This is a genomic window from Aeromonas sp. 600276, assembly GCF_049175815.1.
Classification (GTDB): domain Bacteria; phylum Pseudomonadota; class Gammaproteobacteria; order Enterobacterales; family Aeromonadaceae; genus Aeromonas; species Aeromonas dhakensis.
The window spans coordinates 24,195-39,268 of sequence record NZ_JAAKVU010000016.1; the positions used below are offsets into that span (position 1 = coordinate 24,195).

The following is a 15,074-nucleotide window of genomic DNA, read 5'->3' on the forward strand; positions in this document are numbered from 1 at the left end:
GTGTCCAGACGCATCGGGATCAGGCATGTTAAGCCATATCCAGACTCACAGAACCCGCCCTCATGGAAAAGAGCCTCAGTACCGATCAGCCACTCGCCGCTGCTGCCGCGCACGATGCCTTGAGTCGCACCAGCTATCCGGTGATCGCCGCCATCAGCTTCTCGCACCTGTTGAACGACATGATGCAGTCGGTGTTGCTGGCCATCTATCCGCTGCTCAAGCTCGGCCTCAACCTGTCGTTCGCCCAGATCGGCCTCATCACCCTCACCTACCAGTTCACCGGCTCGCTGTTGCAGCCGCTGATCGGCCTCTACACCGACCGCCGGCCCATGCCCTATTCATTGCCGTTCGGCATGGGTTTTACGATGATCGGCTTGCTGTCGTTGTCGCAGGCGGCCAGCTTCGGCGCCGTGCTGCTGTCGGCCATGCTGATCGGTATCGGCTCGTCGGTGTTCCACCCGGAATCTTCCCGGGTCGCCCGCATGGCAGCCGGCAGTCAGCCCGGGCTGGCCCAGTCGCTGTTCCAGATCGGCGGCAACCTGGGGTCGGCCATAGGCCCGCTGCTCGCCGCGCTGATCATAGTGCCACGGGGCCAGGGCAGCGCGGCCTGGTTCTCGCTGTTCGCCCTGGTCGGCGTCATCGTGCTCAGCCTGGTCGGGCGCTGGTCCAGCCACCACGCCGCCAACTTCCATAAACGGATGAAGGCGCACCTCGGCCACGGTCTGAGCCGCCGTCAGATCGGCTGGTCGCTGGCCATCCTCGGCCTGCTGATGTTCTCCAAATTCTTCTACATGGCCAGCCTGAGCAGCTATTACACCTTCTACCTGATGGACAAGTTCAGCCTGTCGCTGGACAGCGCCCAGCTCTATCTGTTCGCCTTCCTGTTTGCGGTCGCGGCGGGTACCGTGCTCGGCGGGCCAATCGGCGATCGCATCGGCCGCAAGCGGGTGATCTGGATCTCCATCCTCGGCGTCGCCCCCTTCACCCTGCTGCTGCCCCATGTCGACCTGTTCTGGACCTCGGTGCTCTCGGTCATCATCGGCCTGATCCTGGCCTCGGCCTTCTCCGCCATCCTGGTCTACGCCCAGGAGCTGGTTCCCGGCAAGGTTGGCACCATCTCAGGCCTGTTCTTCGGTATCGCCTTCGGCATGGGGGGCATAGGGGCGGCTCTGCTCGGTCAGCTCGCCGATGCCACCAGCATCGAGACTGTGTACCAGGTCTGCGCCTATCTGCCGCTCATCGGCCTGCTGACCGTGTTCTTGCCAACCCTTAGAAAGGGATAGCGGGCCACCCCGCGAGGAATGTAACCCATAAAAAACGAGGCCTGAGCGGCCGCGTCTGACGTGGATGAGAGCAAGGGGTGGTCAGCAGTACTGGCCGGCTACCCAACCGGAGGACCAGGCCCACTGGAAGTTGTAGCCACCGAGCCAACCGGTCACGTCCACCACCTCGCCGATGAAGTAGAGACCGGCTACCTTGCGCGCCTCCATGGTCTTGGAGGAGAGCTCGTTGGTATCCACCCCCCCCAGGGTCACTTCGGCGGTGCGATAACCCTCGGTGCCGTTGGGCAGGATCTGCCAATCCCCCAGCAGAGTGGCTACCGCCTCCAGCTCCCGTTCGTTGTACTGGCGCATCGGCTTGCTGACCAGCTGGCCCAACTCCACCAGCTTGTCGACGAAGCGCTTGGGCAGCTCGCGCCCCAGCACGGTTTTCAGCTCCTGCGCCGGATGGGCCTGGGCCCAGGCCTTGAGGGTGGTAGCAATGTCGAGCTCCGGCAGCAGGTTGATGTGGATCTTCTCCCCCGCCAGCCAGAAGGAGGAGATCTGCAGGATGGCGGGGCCGGAGAGGCCGCGATGGGTGAACAGCATGGCCTCCTTGAAGCAGGTGCCATCCTCGGCGGTCACCGCCACCGGCAGGCTGACTCCGGCCAGATCGGCGAAGGCCTCTTTATCTGCCTGATGCAGGGTGAAGGGCACCAGCCCGGCACGGGTCGGCAGCACCTTGAGGCCGAACTGCTCCGCCAGCTTGAAGCCGTAGGGGGTGGCACCGAGCTTCGGCATGGAGAGGCCGCCGGTGGCCACCACCAGCGAGTGGCAGGTTATCTCACTCTGACTGGTAGTCAGCACGAAAACCTCGTCGTTCTTGCTGACGGTGAGGATCTCGGTCTGGAACTGCAGGGCCACGCCGGCCCAGTCGCACTCGGTCAGCAGGATGTCGACGATCTCCTTGGCGCTCTCGTCACAAAAGAGCTGGCCCAGGGTCTTCTCGTGATAGTTCAGGCCGTGCCGGTCCACCAGCTCGATGAAATCCTGCTGGGTGTAGCGCGCCAGCGCCGACTTGCAGAAGTGGGGGTTGGCCGAGAGAAAGGCGTGGGGGCCGGCCTGATGGTTGGTGAAGTTGCAGCGGCCGCCGCCACTGATGAGGATCTTGCGGCCCGGCTTCTTGGCATTGTCGAGCACCAGCACGGAGCGGCCCCGATAACCGGCCTGGGCCGCACACATCAAACCGGCCGCCCCGGCGCCGATCACCACCACATCAAACTGCTTCATCATCACTCACTCATCCAAAGAAAAACGGCCCCTGTTAAGAGGGGCCGTCATTGTACTGGCTGAACACTAAGTGTCCACGACTATCAGGCGTTGCCATCCATGATGCTGGCCGGGGCGCCCTTGGCCAGCTCGGCCAGCTCCTTGTCGATGAAGTAGAGGCCCTTGCCGTCTTCCCCCACCAGCGACAGGCGATCGACGATGCTCTTGAACAGCTTCTCCTCTTCATGCTGCTCGGCCACGTACCACTGCAGGAAGTTGAAGGTGGAGTAGTCCTGGGTGGTGAACGCCACGTGAGCCAGGCCGTTGATGCACTTGGTGATGTGGTATTCATGCTCGAGGGTGGTGCGGAAGATGTCGCCCAGCGACTTGAACTCGTGGGGAGGGGCATCGATGGCACCCAGCAGCGGCATGGCACCGGTCTCGCTCACGTAGGTGAACAGGCGCTCCATGTGCTGACGCTCCTCGACGGCGTGCTGGCGCAGGAAGGTGGCCGCCCCCTCGAAGCCCTTGTCCTCGCACCAGGCGCTCATCTGCAGGTAGAGGTTGGAGGAATAGAATTCAAGATTAATCTGCTCGTTCAACTTCTCGATCATGGCTTTGGCCAACATGATGATTCTCCACTGTGATTTGGTCACGATTGTCGCCACAGTTGCTGCCCGACGCAACCAGATAGCGCGGCCGAAGATCCCAGTTGTGACAGCTTTTCGCCTCATCCTATCCCCCATACGGTTATAGAGAAGCAAAGAAACATGGTGTAAGCGGATTCAGCCATTATGATGGCGCCAGTGGTCGGGGAAAGGATTCAATGAGATTCATAATGGCACTGGCGCTGCTCTGGATGACCCAGTTGCAGGCAGCTCCCTCCTTGCTGAAAGAGGCTGAATTGCAGGCGGCGCGCGATCCCGTCGGCTATCTGCAGCGCCTCGACGCCAGTCCCCAGCAGGATATGGAACTGTTCTACGCCAGGTCCCTGGCCCAGGCCGCGCTGGGGCGCTATCCACAGGCCCTGCTCGACAACGCCCGGGCCCGCGGGCTGGCCAGCGCCCAGCAGGAGACCCTGCGCCTGCTCGACTTTCGCTTGCAGCAGATCGCCCTCACCCTGGACACCGAGGCGCCGGATCAGGCGCTCACCCTGCTGGAGCAGCTCAGACCCGCCGTTGCCGGCCATCCGCAGCAGACCTCGGAGTGGCACGCCCTGAACGGGCTCGCCCTCTACCGCACCCAGCAACTAAGCCCGGCCATCGCCGAACTCAAGACCGCCTTTCGCCTCAAACAATCGGTACCGGACTCCCCCATCGCCAGCCTGCAGTGTGCCCGCCTGCTGATGACCCTCGGCAACCTCTATGCCGACCTGAACCTGGCGCGGGAAGCCGAAGGCTACTATCTGGAGGCGCTGCAACGCATGGTGCAGCTGGGCGAGCCCAACAGCCAGATCATCATTCGCGCCAACATGGCGCGGCTCTACATCGATACCGATCGACCCACCCAGGCCAAGCGGCTGCTGGACAACCTGCTCAGCAACCCGGATCTGGCGCCGGATTACCGAGCCATCATCCTCGGCTATCAGGCCATGGCGCTCAACGCCCAGCACGACTGGGCCGGCGCCCTGCGCACCCTGGACGAGGCACAGGCGTTGTATCGGCAGCTGGGCTACCCGGAAGCCGGCACGCGCCTGCAGGAGACCCGGGCCCGGGCGCTGCAGGGTAGCGGCGAGAAACAGCTGGCGCTGCAGGTGCTGACCAGCCAGGGGAGCACGGGAGCCGCCAGCAAGGCGCTGCAGGCCAGCCTGCTGGCGGATCAGGGGCGCTACCCGGAGGCCTACCAGGCACTCAGCGAATACGTGAGCGACTACAAGCAGCACTTCAACCAGACCCTGAGCCAGCATGCCGCCGCCTTCCAGGCCGAGATGGATCTGGCCCGCAGCGAGGCCAGCAACCGGGTGCTGCAGCAGGAGAACGAGAACAAGCGCCAGCAGCTGCTGCATCAGCAGAGTGCCCGCCACTACCAGCTGATGCTGGTCGGCCTGCTGGCCGGGGCCCTGCTGCTGCTCGGGCTCACCACCCATCGACTGCACCGCAGCTCACGCCACCTCTACAAGCTGGCCACCTTCGATCAGCTGACCGAGTTGCCCAATCGCCGTGCCCTGCTGGAGCGGCTGGCCAGCCGCTGGCAACAGGAGGGGCCGCTCACCCTGATCATCATCGACATCGATCACTTCAAGCAGATCAACGACCGTCACGGCCATCAGGCGGGGGACAGGGCTATTCAGCGGCTGGCGCGGGAGCTGAGATCCTGGGCGCCCGACCTGCAGCTGGTCGGGCGCTGGGGTGGCGAGGAGTTTCTGGTAGCGGTGCCGCTGCCGGCGGCAGATTGCTGGTATCTGGCAGAGCAACTGCGCCAGCGCATCGGCCAGATCGAACAGCCGCGCATGACCATCAGCATCGGGGTGGCTGGCCGCTCGGCCGCCGATGACGGGCTGGGCCAGCTCATCCACCGGGCCGACATGGCCATGTATCAGGCCAAACGCCAGGGCCGCAATCAGACCATACTGGCCGCGGAGCCTGGCAGCCACGAAGAACCGGAGGCGCTGGCCAGCAGCGTGGCCTGAGCCACAGCCTCCCCTGACTCAGGGCTGCAGCTCGGTGAGGGAGGCGACATCCACCGGCTCGCCATAGTCCACCCCCACCAGCTCGAAGCCGTTGAGCTGCATGAAGTCCTGCCGCAAGCCGGCAAAATCCCCCAGCGCGTGGAAGTTGTCCGGCGTCACCTTGGACCAGAGCGCCGAGACGGCGGCCTGCACGGCCGGGGCGAGCTCGTGGTCATCCATCCGGATCAGCCGGTTGCCGTCAGCTACCACCCCTTGCGGGCCGTACATCTTGCCGGCGAACAGCCGCTGCATCTGCTCGATGCAGCCCTCGTGCACCCCACGCTCCTTCATCACCCCCATCAGCAGACCCAGATAGACAGGCAGCACCGGAATATAGGCGCTCGCCTTGGTCACCAGCGCCTTGCAGACCGATACCCAGGCGTGGCCGCCGATCTCCGCCAGCTGCAGGTTGATGGTCTCGGCGGTGGCGTGCAGGTGCTCCTTGGCGTAACCGATGGTGCCGTCCCGATAGAGGGGATAGGTCGATTCGGGGCCGATATAGGAGTAGGCCACCGTCTGGGCGCCGGGCGCCAGGCAATCCGCCTGCTGCAGCGCCTGCAGCCAGAGCTGCCAATCCTCGCCCCCCATCACGCTGACGGTGTCGCGGATCTCCTCCGGGGTAGCCGGATCCAGCGACTGCTGCACCAGTGTGTCCTGTTCCAGATCCAGCCCCCAGCCGCGAAAGGGCTGGCCGGTGGTCTTGAGCACGGAGCGCACCTGGGTGCCGTCCGGCAGTACCCGGATGCCGCTCGCCAACGAGTAGATCACCAGATCCACCTGCCCGAGCTGCTGGCGGATGACGTCGATGGCCTGCTGACGCATCTGGTCTGAGAAAGCGTCGCCGATCAGGTTGATGGCCACGCGGCCAGCCTGTTCCGCCTCCGTGCGAAACCAGATGTTGTTGTACCAGCCGGCGCTGCCCAGTCCCTTGTCGGAGGGGCCGCGCTCGAACGACACGCCAATGGTGTCGGCACCGGCCCCGAAGGCCAGGGCGATGCGCGACGCCAGCCCGAAGCCGGACGAAGCGCCCAGCACCAGCACCCGTTTCGGCCCGTTGAACGGGCCCGCCGCCCGGATCCGCGCGATCTGCTGCAGCACGGCGGCGCGGCAGCCGATGGGGTGACAGTTGCGGGCGACGCAGCCCTGGATTTGCGGATGAATGATCATCAAGGAGTCTCCGGGAAAGGAACACGACAACAGGAACGGCCATGGGACGCAGCGGCGCACCACGGTTTGCCAAGGGAACTGGCTACAGCATAACCAAGCGGGGCAGGATTACCTTGATGTCGGGCGGAATATCGGCGGGAAGAGGGCAGAAAAACAAAAGGGAGCGCGAGGCTCCCCAAAGCGGTATTCAGATGCTTTTTGTTGTTTTGTGTTCATTGCGAAACACGGGCACATCCTATGCCTGTCACCGGCTACGGGCAAGCCAGCGGGTGTGACCTGCTTCAAACTCCTGTTCGATTTATCGCCAGTTTATTGCCCATCATCGACAGTAAGCTCCATAGGAAACTCTTTAAAATCCCAAAACTGTGCCGGGGACACCATTTTAGTTTCAGCAGACATTGGTATAGTGGACTCAGGATCAGTGAGGAGAACTCCCATGAATGGAACCTATTACAAACACATACTGGCCGCGATCGACCTGTCGGAAGACAACCGCAAGGTGATCGAGAAGGCGGTCGACCGGGCCCGCTCCAACGGCGCCAAGCTGTCGGTGATCCATGTCGATGTGGACCTCAAGGATCTCTACACCGAGATGATCGATATCGACATCGACAACGTGCAGGACCAGGTGATCGCCGAGGCGAAAGAGAAGCTGGAAGCCTTCCTGGCGTCGGTAGACTACCCCATCGAGAAGAAGCTGGTGATCTGCGGCGATTTGAGCGAACGGGTCAACCAGGCGGTCAGGGATTATCAGATCGACCTGCTGGTGTGCGGCCACCGCCAGAGCTTCTGGAGCCTGCTCACTTCGAGTGCGCGCCAGCTGATGAATACCGTGCCCTGCGATCTGCTGGTCGTCCCCTTGCAGAAGTAACCGAACAGGCGTAGTTTGATTTGCCATGAATATGACCTCGTTCAATCACAACTACTGGTGGTGCTGCTCTTAAACAGGCGGCACTGCTTTTCTATGTAAAATTTCCCAAAGAAAACACCGTGACCGCCGAGAGGCGGTCATTGTTTTCATCCCTTTGTCGCCTCCCGGCTCACCCAACTGGAGAGAGCGACATGCACAACCCCGTTATCCTGACCGGCGACCGTCCCACCGGCAAACTGCACATCGGCCACTACGTCGGCTCGCTGCGCCAGCGCGTGGCCGCCCAGCACCATTACCGCCAGTTCGTGATGATCGCCGATCTGCAGGCGCTGACCGACAACGGCCACAACCCTGCCAAGGTGACCGATCACGTGCTGGAAGTGATGGCCGACTACCTGGCCGCCGGCCTCGACCCGGCCAAAACCACCTTCTGCCTGCAGAGCGCCCTGCCCGCCCTTGCCGAGCTGACGACCTATTACCTCAACCTGGTCAGCGTCGCCCGGCTGGAGCGCAACCCCACCGTCAAGGCGGAGATCCAGCAGAAAGGGTTCGAGCGCAGCCTGCCGGCCGGCTTCCTGATCTATCCGGTCAGCCAGGCCGCCGATATCACCGCCTTTCGCGCCACCCATGTGCCGGTGGGCGAGGATCAGCTGCCCATGTTGGAGCAGACCAACGAGATAGTGCGCCGCTTCAACTCTCTGGTTGGCAAGGAGGTGCTGACCGAGTGCCAGCCCATTCTGAGCGACACCGGCCGCCTGCCCGGCATCGACGGCAAGGCCAAGATGTCCAAGTCCCTCGGCAACACCATAGAGCTCGGCATGTCGAGCGATGAGATCAAGCAGGCGGTGTTCGCCATGTATACCGACCCCAACCACCTCAAGGTGAGCGATCCGGGTCAGGTGAAGGGCAATACGGTGTTCGCCTATCTGGATGCCTTCCACCCCGACAAGGCACTGGTGGCCGAGATGAAGGCCCACTACCAGCGCGGCGGGCTGGGGGACATGCGCTGCAAGCAGGTGCTCAACGACTGCCTGCAGACCCTGCTCGCCCCGATGCGGGAACGGCGCAAGGCGGCCATCGCCGACAAGCGCCAGCTGCTGCGCCTGTTGCAGCAGGGTACCGAGCAGGCGCGCACCCTGACCGACGAGGTGCTGGCCGAGGTGAAGGGGGCAATGGGGCTCGACTACTTCACCGGATTGAACTGATCCGCCCCGCGCTGCGCCGGGCTGCCGAGCGCATCCGCGCCGTAGCGCTCGAACGCCAGCCGGTGCAACAGCCCCTTGAACCAGCCGATCGCCTCGTCGTGGGCGGTGAGCGGGTGGCCCGCCATCAGATAGACGATGGGGATGGCGGGGTCCAGCTGGTGCAGACGCAGTGGATAGTAGCGGCAGAAGTGGCGCCCGATCATCTCGGGCACCACCACCAGATAGCGGCCGGTGGCCATCAGCGGCGGCACCGCCATAAAGCTCGGTAACCGGACACCCAATTCCCGCTCCACCCCGAAGCGGGCCAGCCAGAGATCCACCATGGCCTGGCTGTGACCCCAGCTGGAGGTGTGGATATGGGGCCGGCTGACCAGATCGTCCGGCCCCAGCACGTCCGGCAGCTCGCTGCCAAGGGGCGACAGACACACCAGCGGGTTGTTGAACCAGGGTTCGCGCCACAGCCGGGGCGAGAGGTGGTTGGCATCGGCGAAACCGATCACCAGATCCAGCTCCCCCTTCTCCAGCTCCCGCTCATAGTCGCTGTCCGCCAGCTCGCACACCTCCAGCCGGCAGTGCGGGGCATGCCGGTGCAACCGCTCCACCAGCGCCGGCACCAGGCCATGCTCTACCGAACCCGGGGTGGCGATGCGAAAGATCCGCCGCGCACTGGCGGGGTCGAACCCCTTGGCCTGCCGCAACCCCTGCTCCAACATGGCCAGCGCCTGGCGCACCGGGCCGGCCAGTGCCTTGGCGCGCTCGGTCGGCATCATCTCGCGCCGGCTCATCACGAACAGGGGGTCGTCCAGCGCCGTTCGCAGCCGCCCCAGCGCATGACTGACGGTGGACTGGGAGAGGTGCAGCCGCTCGGCGGCACGGGTGACGTTGCGCTCCTGCATCAGCATGTCGAACACGGTGAGCAGGTTGAGGTCGAGGCGGGAAAGGGGCAGTTCCATCGATATTGACCATGGTTGAATGACGACAATTCATTTTTGGCATAGTAGCAGATTGCATAGAATGCGCAGGCGAATTACATCGGAGATTAAAATGCGTAGCTATCTGTTGTTGCTGGCGATTGGCCTGTTGTGGGGCTCCCAGTTCATTTTCATGCATCAGGCCGTCACCGAATTGCCTCCCATCATGGTGGCAGCCGGTCGCGCCTTGTGTGGCAGCCTGACCCTGGGTCTGCTCTGCCTGTTCATGCGTCTCAAGAGCGAGCACACCCCGTGGCGTACCTACATGCTGATCGCCCTGCTCGATGCCACCCTGCCCTTCATCATGGTGGCCTGGGGTCAACAGTATGTGGATAGCGCCATCGCCGCCGTGGTAATGGGTTGTATCCCGTTTGTCACCATCCTGATGGCACCCTTGTTGGTTTCCGGTGAAAAAATCACCAAGGGCGGTCTCGTCTCCGTGATCATCGGCTTCGTCGGCGTACTGGTGCTGTTCTGGCCGAAACTGGCCAGCGGGATGAATGCCGGCCTGCTCGGCGCCATGGCCATCCTGTTCGGTGCCAGCTGCTTCGCCATCGGCCTGCTGATGATCAAGCGCTTCGCCAAGGACCACCCGGTGGTCGTGGCACGCAACATCCTGATCTCCTCGGCCATCCAGCTGCTGCTGGCCGCACCGTTCGTCACCGATCTGAGCGCGCTCACCCTGCCGAGCCAGCAGGCCATCGGCGCCGTCGCGGTGCTCGGGGTGTTCTGTACCGGTCTGGTCTACTTCCTCTACATGGCGCTGATCCAGAAGGCGGGCCCGACCTTCGCCTCCTTCAGCAACTACCTGGTGCCGCTGTTCGGCGTCATGCTGGGTGCCCTGTTCCTCGGCGAGCAGATCCAGTCCACCACCGGCGTGGCACTGGCCCTGATCCTGGGCTCGGTCGCCCTCAACCAATGGGCCCAGCAGCGCCGCGTCCAGCGGGAGGCTGCCCTATGTCAGGCATCCTGACCACGCTCTGCGGCGGCCTGGTGGTGATCGCCGGCTGGCAGTATCGCCGGCGGCTGGTGGGTCTGCTCGGGCTGTTGATGGTGCTGCTGCCCTGGTTCTTCGACAGCAAGCTGCAAGCCATGCTGAGCTATGCGTTGAGCGCCTGACGTCTGTTTCTGAATGTGTGACGAGAGTGTATCTCTCCTGTTTTTGGGACCGTTTTAAAAAAACCTCCGATTTGTCCCCTCTACCGGCGCTCTGCGCCGGTTTTTTTATGCCCGCCTGGCGGCCTTGCCGTCCCATCACGCCAGATAGCGATAACTCAGTCGCTCGTTCTTGCGCGGACCTGTGATCTGCCAGCCGAGCAGAAAACCGCCCTCGGTCGGCGTCAGCTCGGCGCTGTAGTGATCCTGGCCACACAGATGGGGTTCGGCGGTGAGCCAGCGACCATCCGTCTGAGGCAGCAGCTCGAACAGCACCACCGGCTGTTCATAGCGCAGATGAGAGAGCCGGATCCCCTGCTCGCCGCGCTGCCACCAGAAGCGATTGTGCATGGTCAGCACCCGGCCATGGGGCGTGGTATAGCGACCCGTCTCGACAAACAACCAGCCGCCCTGGTGATCGGTCACCGCCACCTCCCCCTCGCCGCTGCCACTCCAGTCGGTGGCGGAGCCTGCCCCGTTGCTCGCGCTAAAGGCAAATGCTCCGATCTGTGGCAACTGGTGCCATAAACGCTGGATCACGGCTTCCTTCTCGGCCATCATAGCCCCCTTCAAAATTGACAACTGACGACAAATCAACCACATGAACTACTTGATAGGGGTTACCCTGCTCTGGTCATTCTCCTTCAGCCTGATCGGGGTCTATCTCGCCGGCCAGGTGGATGCCTACTTCTCGGTGCTGACCCGCATCGTGCTCGCCAGCCTGGTGTTCCTGCCCTTCCTGCGCCGCCGCTGGCTGCGGCCCGACCTGGTGGCCAAGCTGATGGCCCTCGGCGCCACCCAGCTCGGCATCATGTATCTGTTCTATTACCACTCCTTCCTGCTGCTGACGGTGCCGGAAGTGCTGGTGTTCACCATCTTCACCCCCATCTATGTCACCCTGATCCACGATCTGCTGGAGCGGCGCTTCAAGCCGGTCTATCTGTGGGGAGCACTGCTGGCGGTGCTGGGGGCGGCCGTCATCCGCTTCGACGGGCTGACCGAAAGCTACGTGCTGGGCTTCCTGGTGGTGCAGGGTGCCAACGTCTGCTTCGCCCTGGGTCAGGTGGGCTACAAGGTACTGCTGGCACGGGAGGAACAGCAACCGCCGCAACTGGCGGTGTTTGGCTGCTTCTATCTGGGTGCCCTGGCTGTGGCCCTGCCCGCCTGGTGGCTGCTCGGCACGCCGCAATACCCCACCAGCGCCCTGCAGTGGGGCATATTGCTGTGGCTGGGGATAGGTGCCTCGGGCCTTGGTTACTTCCTGTGGAACAAGGGGGCGACCCAGGTCAGCAGCGGCGTGCTGGCAATCATGAACAACGCCCTGATCCCGGCAGGTCTTCTGGTCAACCTAGTGCTGTGGGGCAAGGATACCGACCTGCTCAGGCTCAGCCTGGGCGGCCTGCTGATGCTGGCCTCCCTCTGGGTGTGCCAGCGTCATGGGGTAAGTGAGCGCTGACTAAAAATCAGCCGACGACTGTGTTGTGCTCCCGTCTGGCCTGACCGTGACAGGTGGCCAGCCGGGCCAGCAGGTGATCGATCTGTTCGCCGGCCTGACTCTGCACCAGCCCGATGCTGACGGTCACCGGCCGCTGCGGCAGCAGGCTGGCATCGGCGATCTCCATCCGCAGTCGCTCGGCAATCTCGAGGCCGCTCAGCCGGTCGGTCTGGGAGAGCATCAGGATGAAACCGTCTTCGTCCCAGCGGGCGAAGGGGTCTTCCCGCCGCAGTTCATGGCGCACGATGCGGGCCAGCTTGGCCAGCATGGCGTCGCAGGCTGCCTCGCCAAACAGCTGCTGGATCTTGGCTCTGTGATCGACGGTGAATTGCAGCAGGCTGAAGCTGCCGCTCGCGCTGGCCAGCCGCTCATCGAGCAGCTGTTCGAAGCGGCTGCGGCTCTCCAGCCCGGTGAGGGGATCGGTACCGTGCCGCTCCTCCACCTGTACCGCCTGCGGTTCGAGCAGACGCACCACCCCCAGCACCTGGCCGTGGACATCGCGCCTGGCCCGCTCTTCCAGCCGGACATAGTGGCCATCGTGATGCAGGATGCGGTATTCGAGCCGGATCTGGGCCACCCGCCCGCTCTGGCAGGCCAGCTGCGCCTCCTGCAGGCTCCCCAGGTCGTCGGGGTGCACCCGCTCCAGCCAGCCGAGGTCGTCCAGACCAGCTTCGTTCAATCCCAGCAGCCGCAGACAGGAGAGATCCCGCTGCACGCCCTGCTGCGGACTCCAGCTCCAGAGCCCTGCCTCCAGCAAGGCGATGGCATCCGCCATCAGCGCCAGATCAAACCGGGTAATTGCCTCCCTGAGGGGAGCCTTGAGCATGTCCATCGAGCGCCTCGACACCGAATCTGAAGACCTTCTCAATAAGTAACATTGGCTCTCGCGCCGAGCAACAGGGTCAGCTCGCTTTTCCTTGATAGCCGTTCATCAGGGCCTGCCAGTTCTCCGGTACGAAGTAAAAACTGGTATGCAGCTGGGACTCCTTGTTGAAGGAGCGCAGCAAGCGTTCCAGGTTGGCCTGTTGCCAGTTGCCGGGCGAGCGGATGGCCCCCTTGTCGAAGTCGATCACCCACACCTTGCCCTCCTTGTCGAGCAACAGGTTGTGGCTGTTGAGATCGGCGTGATAGACCCCGGCGTCGTGCAACCGGCGCACCGTCTGGCCCACCTTGTGCCACACCTCACCGGCGATCGGCCCCTGCTTGAGCAGGGCGACCAGATCCTTGGCACCGCGAATGCGCTCGATCAGGATGTCGGCCCGATAGAAGGGGCCCTGCTTGGCCATCCGGGCGGCAAACGGGCGCGGCACCGGCAACCCCTGGGCGCTCAACTTGGCCAGCAGCGTGTATTCGGCCATGGCCCGGCTAGACTCCACTCCCTCGAACCAGAAGCGATCCCGCACCACCTTGCCCACCATGCCGCCGCGATAGTAGTGACGCAGCACCAGGTGGCGGGATTCATCCTTCACGAACCAGGTCACGCCGCGGCCGATGGAGGTACCCACCACCTGCCGGTTGTTCTGCCACCAGGCCGGATCAAACAGCTCGGGAGAAGGGTCGCGAAACGCCCCTTCGGCATACCAGCAGATCTGGTTGTGTTCGGTCTGAATTTGCATCTTGGTCATTCCGGTCGGTCATCGCTACGGGTTGGCGCTCAGGGCCAGGGCAACAGGGGCCCGGTGGGGCCGGCTGCCAGTCGTGCGCAATTTTACAATCCACAGGGGAGTTTGCATAATGCCATCCATCCATTTTGCCATCGTTGCGCCACATCATGCCGCTGTTCCAAACGCCGCCCTCCTCCATCTGCATCCTGCGGCTCTCCGCCATCGGGGATTGCTGCCACGCGCTGGCGCTGGTGCGCGTCATCCAGCGTGCCTGGCCCCAGACCCGCATCACCTGGATCACCGGCAAGATTGAGGCGACCCTGTTTGCCGATCTGCCCGGGGTCGAGGTCATCCCCTTCGACAAGAGCAAGGGCTGGCGCGGCTATCGCGAGCTCTGGCAGGCCCTCAAGGGGCGCAGGTTCGATGCCCTGCTCCATCTGCAGGCCGCCATGCGGGCCAGCATCGCCACCCTCGGCATCAAGGCCAAGGTCAAGCTCGGGTTTGATCGGGAGCGGGCCAGCGACGGCCAGTGGCTGTTCACCAACCACAAGGTGCCATCCCCCGCCTCACCCCACGTGCTGGACGGTTTCCTCGCCTTCGCCACAGAGCTCGGCATCCAGGATCTGACCCCGGACTGGCAACTGCCCATCAGCGCCGAGCACCAGGCCTGGGCGAAGGAGAAGATCGGCGGCAAGCCGACCCTGCTCATCTGCGCCGCCGCCAGCAAGGCCTTCAAGAACTGGACTGCCGCCGGCTATGCCGCACTGGCGGATCACGCCGCCAGCAAGGGGTTTCAGGTCTATCTGTGTGGCGGGCCGGCCAAGCTGGAACAGGATCTGGCCGCCAATATTCAGCGCTTAAGCCACAGCAAGCCGGTGGATCTGGTGGGGCAGACCAACCTCAAGCAACTGCTGGCGCTGATCAAGGAGGCCAGCCTGGTGCTGGCTCCCGATACCGGCCCGGCTCACATGGCCACCCTGGTGGGTACACCGGTGCTCGGCCTCTATGCCCATCACAACCCGGATCGTACCGGCCCCTATCTGTGCCGCGACTACGCGGTCAGCGTCTATCAGGAGCTGATTGAGCAGGAGACCGGCAAGCCGCTGGCCGAGCTTGGCTGGCGCACCCGCCTCAAGGATCCGGACGCCATGGGCAAAATCACCAGCGAACGGGTCATCGCCGCCTTCGACCGGCTCTGCGCCGAGCGCCAACTGCCGCACTGATGATGCGCGCAACTCGGAAATCCCGAAGCCAGCGGCAGGGATAATCTGCTGGCCCGCCCCGGCAACGGCAGGCAGAATGAGGGCTGATGTGGGTTACGCTCCCGCAGCAAGCTACGAATACTTTGATCGGCTGGAATATGATTCCGGCCGTTTTTTTATCCGCCACCTTCTGTTAAAATTCGCCGCC

Annotated in this window: 15 protein-coding genes; 8 read left to right on the plus strand and 7 right to left on the minus strand. The window is 63.6% G+C overall.

Going from position 1 to position 15,074, the window contains the following annotated elements; translation table 11 throughout:
• The first annotated feature begins 62 nt into the window (after positions 1 to 62).
• The gene (locus G5134_RS15805; protein WP_065017179.1) at positions 63 to 1,283 is read left to right on the plus strand and encodes an MFS transporter; all 1,221 of its coding nucleotides are present in this window, start codon (positions 63 to 65) and stop codon (positions 1,281 to 1,283) included.
• An 81-nt stretch (positions 1,284 to 1,364) separates the two neighbouring features.
• Here the strand turns inward: G5134_RS15805 and G5134_RS15810 are convergent, their stop codons facing one another.
• Both G5134_RS15810 and ftnA read right to left on the minus strand, forming a co-directional pair.
• Complete coding sequence (locus G5134_RS15810; RefSeq protein ID WP_065017192.1) at positions 1,365 to 2,549, minus strand: NAD(P)/FAD-dependent oxidoreductase; 1,185 nt, start codon at positions 2,547 to 2,549, stop codon at positions 1,365 to 1,367.
• Positions 2,550 to 2,632: 83 nt separating this feature from the next.
• Positions 2,633 to 3,157: a non-heme ferritin gene (gene ftnA, locus G5134_RS15815; RefSeq protein ID WP_005307011.1), complete on the minus strand. Its 525-nt coding sequence runs from the start codon at positions 3,155 to 3,157 to the stop codon at positions 2,633 to 2,635.
• Positions 3,158 to 3,366: 209 nt separating this feature from the next.
• Here ftnA and G5134_RS15820 point away from each other — a divergent pair, with 209 nt between their 5' ends.
• Complete coding sequence (locus G5134_RS15820; protein WP_065017178.1) at positions 3,367 to 5,157, plus strand: GGDEF domain-containing protein; 1,791 nt, start codon at positions 3,367 to 3,369, stop codon at positions 5,155 to 5,157.
• An 18-nt stretch (positions 5,158 to 5,175) separates the two neighbouring features.
• On the opposite strand, the gene fabV is transcribed toward G5134_RS15820, so the two are convergent.
• On the minus strand, positions 5,176 to 6,363 hold the full coding sequence (fabV, locus tag G5134_RS15825) for an enoyl-ACP reductase FabV (RefSeq protein ID WP_065017177.1): 1,188 nt from the start codon (positions 6,361 to 6,363) through the stop codon (positions 5,176 to 5,178).
• Positions 6,364 to 6,799: 436 nt separating this feature from the next.
• On the opposite strand from fabV, the gene G5134_RS15830 reads away from it, so the two are divergent.
• Complete coding sequence (locus G5134_RS15830; protein WP_010635648.1) at positions 6,800 to 7,234, plus strand: universal stress protein; 435 nt, start codon at positions 6,800 to 6,802, stop codon at positions 7,232 to 7,234.
• Positions 7,235 to 7,425: 191 nt separating this feature from the next.
• Complete coding sequence (trpS, locus tag G5134_RS15835; protein WP_065017176.1) at positions 7,426 to 8,439, plus strand: tryptophan--tRNA ligase; 1,014 nt, start codon at positions 7,426 to 7,428, stop codon at positions 8,437 to 8,439.
• Here the strand turns inward: trpS and G5134_RS15840 are convergent.
• Positions 8,418 to 9,392, minus strand: a complete 975-nt coding sequence (locus tag G5134_RS15840; RefSeq protein WP_065017175.1) for a LysR family transcriptional regulator — start codon at positions 9,390 to 9,392, stop codon at positions 8,418 to 8,420. The genes trpS and G5134_RS15840 overlap by 22 nt on opposite strands.
• A gap of 91 nt (positions 9,393 to 9,483) precedes the next feature.
• On the opposite strand from G5134_RS15840, the gene G5134_RS15845 reads away from it, so the two are divergent.
• Positions 9,484 to 10,383 (plus strand): DMT family transporter, encoded by a 900-nt coding sequence (locus tag G5134_RS15845; RefSeq protein ID WP_010635645.1) that lies wholly within the window; start codon positions 9,484 to 9,486, stop codon positions 10,381 to 10,383.
• Positions 10,368 to 10,529 (plus strand): hypothetical protein, encoded by a 162-nt coding sequence (locus G5134_RS15850; protein ID WP_017780345.1) that lies wholly within the window; start codon positions 10,368 to 10,370, stop codon positions 10,527 to 10,529. Before G5134_RS15845 ends, G5134_RS15850 begins: the two co-directional genes overlap by 16 nt.
• Before the next feature lie 135 nt (positions 10,530 to 10,664).
• Here the strand turns inward: G5134_RS15850 and G5134_RS15855 are convergent, their stop codons facing one another.
• Complete coding sequence (locus G5134_RS15855) at positions 10,665 to 11,123, minus strand: DUF6314 family protein (protein ID WP_065017174.1); 459 nt, start codon at positions 11,121 to 11,123, stop codon at positions 10,665 to 10,667.
• A gap of 43 nt (positions 11,124 to 11,166) precedes the next feature.
• On the opposite strand from G5134_RS15855, the gene G5134_RS15860 reads away from it, so the two are divergent.
• Positions 11,167 to 12,021 carry a DMT family transporter gene (locus G5134_RS15860; protein WP_025202468.1) on the plus strand — a complete coding sequence of 285 codons (855 nt, stop codon included), beginning with the start codon at positions 11,167 to 11,169 and terminating at the stop codon, positions 12,019 to 12,021.
• Between the two features lie 7 nt (positions 12,022 to 12,028).
• Here G5134_RS15860 and G5134_RS15865 read toward each other — a convergent pair whose 3' ends face one another.
• Together G5134_RS15865 and G5134_RS15870 are read right to left on the minus strand one after the other, a co-directional pair.
• Positions 12,029 to 12,892 carry a GGDEF domain-containing protein gene (locus tag G5134_RS15865; protein ID WP_010635641.1) on the minus strand — a complete coding sequence of 288 codons (864 nt, stop codon included), beginning with the start codon at positions 12,890 to 12,892 and terminating at the stop codon, positions 12,029 to 12,031.
• A 70-nt stretch (positions 12,893 to 12,962) separates the two neighbouring features.
• Positions 12,963 to 13,676: a 3-deoxy-D-manno-octulosonic acid kinase gene (locus G5134_RS15870; RefSeq protein WP_065017191.1), complete on the minus strand. Its 714-nt coding sequence runs from the start codon at positions 13,674 to 13,676 to the stop codon at positions 12,963 to 12,965.
• Positions 13,677 to 13,831: 155 nt separating this feature from the next.
• On the opposite strand from G5134_RS15870, the gene G5134_RS15875 reads away from it, so the two are divergent.
• Entirely contained in the window at positions 13,832 to 14,887 is a 1,056-nt protein-coding gene (locus tag G5134_RS15875; RefSeq protein WP_065017190.1) for a glycosyltransferase family 9 protein, read from the plus strand.
• Positions 14,888 to 15,074: the final 187 nt, after the last annotated feature.

Excerpts from the sequence above, each read along its gene's own strand:
- G5134_RS15820 (WP_065017178.1), top strand. The coding sequence starts at position 3,367 with ATGGCACTGGCGCTGCTCTGGATGACCCAGTTGCAGGCAGCTCCCTCC.
- G5134_RS15805 (WP_065017179.1), top strand. The coding sequence starts at position 63 with ATGGAAAAGAGCCTCAGTACCGATCAGCCACTCGCCGCTGCTGCCGCG.
- ftnA (WP_005307011.1), bottom strand. The coding sequence starts at position 3,157 with ATGTTGGCCAAAGCCATGATCGAGAAGTTGAACGAGCAGATTAATCTT.
- trpS (WP_065017176.1), top strand. The coding sequence starts at position 7,426 with ATGCACAACCCCGTTATCCTGACCGGCGACCGTCCCACCGGCAAACTG.
- G5134_RS15840 (WP_065017175.1), bottom strand. The coding sequence starts at position 9,392 with ATGGAACTGCCCCTTTCCCGCCTCGACCTCAACCTGCTCACCGTGTTC.
- G5134_RS15845 (WP_010635645.1), top strand. The coding sequence starts at position 9,484 with ATGCGTAGCTATCTGTTGTTGCTGGCGATTGGCCTGTTGTGGGGCTCC.
- G5134_RS15855 (WP_065017174.1), bottom strand. The coding sequence starts at position 11,123 with ATGGCCGAGAAGGAAGCCGTGATCCAGCGTTTATGGCACCAGTTGCCA.
- fabV (WP_065017177.1), bottom strand. The coding sequence starts at position 6,363 with ATGATCATTCATCCGCAAATCCAGGGCTGCGTCGCCCGCAACTGTCAC.
- G5134_RS15810 (WP_065017192.1), bottom strand. The coding sequence starts at position 2,549 with ATGAAGCAGTTTGATGTGGTGGTGATCGGCGCCGGGGCGGCCGGTTTG.
- G5134_RS15875 (WP_065017190.1), top strand. The coding sequence starts at position 13,832 with ATGCCGCTGTTCCAAACGCCGCCCTCCTCCATCTGCATCCTGCGGCTC.
- G5134_RS15870 (WP_065017191.1), bottom strand. The coding sequence starts at position 13,676 with ATGCAAATTCAGACCGAACACAACCAGATCTGCTGGTATGCCGAAGGG.
- G5134_RS15860 (WP_025202468.1), top strand. The coding sequence starts at position 11,167 with ATGAACTACTTGATAGGGGTTACCCTGCTCTGGTCATTCTCCTTCAGC.
- G5134_RS15850 (WP_017780345.1), top strand. The coding sequence starts at position 10,368 with ATGTCAGGCATCCTGACCACGCTCTGCGGCGGCCTGGTGGTGATCGCC.
- G5134_RS15865 (WP_010635641.1), bottom strand. The coding sequence starts at position 12,892 with ATGGACATGCTCAAGGCTCCCCTCAGGGAGGCAATTACCCGGTTTGAT.
- G5134_RS15830 (WP_010635648.1), top strand. The coding sequence starts at position 6,800 with ATGAATGGAACCTATTACAAACACATACTGGCCGCGATCGACCTGTCG.